Here is a 568-nt window from a genome sequence, read left to right as displayed (position 1 = left end):
TAATAAGTGGGTTCAAGCTTATTTAAATAACGTTATTTCATGACTAAAAGAAAAAAAGCACACTGGCCGCAGAAAGGCATTGAGTGACAAGCAGCTACAACAACTAAAAGAATTTATCATGGTTTCTTCTGTAAAGCCTTATGGTGGAAGGCTTCAAGGGAAAGATGTAGCATTATATATTCTTACTGAGTTTGGTATTCAATATAAAAAATCAAATATCTACAATATTTTGCATGCATTAAATTTAAGTTGGATAACAACCCGTTCGAAGCACCCTAAACAGTCAGTTGAAGCGCAAGAAGATTTTAAAAAAATTCCAAATAAAAACGATCCTTAAGATCCCTGGTCATGTTGCTTTAGACCGTATCGACGTATGGTTTCAAGATGAAGCGCGTTTTGGTCAGCAAAATACCACCACTAAAATTTGGGCTGAAAAAGGCTCAAGGCCACGTGTTGTAAAGCAACAACAATATAGTTATGCGTATCTCTTTGGGGCGGTTTGCCGACCTAATGGTAAAACGGACGCGATTATTCGGCGCTTTAGTAAGTTGTATGTAATGTAATTGCC

Annotated in this window: 1 pseudogene; it reads left to right on the top strand. The window is 37.0% G+C overall.

Features of this window, described 5'->3' with window-relative positions:
* Positions 1–533, top strand: a pseudogene (locus CWB78_RS19030) (IS630 family transposase); the annotation flags it as partial.
* Positions 534–568: the final 35 nt, after the last annotated feature.

The sequence above is a fragment of the Pseudoalteromonas sp. S1612 genome (genome assembly GCF_005887175.1).
Taxonomy (GTDB): domain Bacteria; phylum Pseudomonadota; class Gammaproteobacteria; order Enterobacterales; family Alteromonadaceae; genus Pseudoalteromonas; species Pseudoalteromonas undina.
This window is presented reverse-complemented; position numbering and strand designations above follow the sequence as displayed.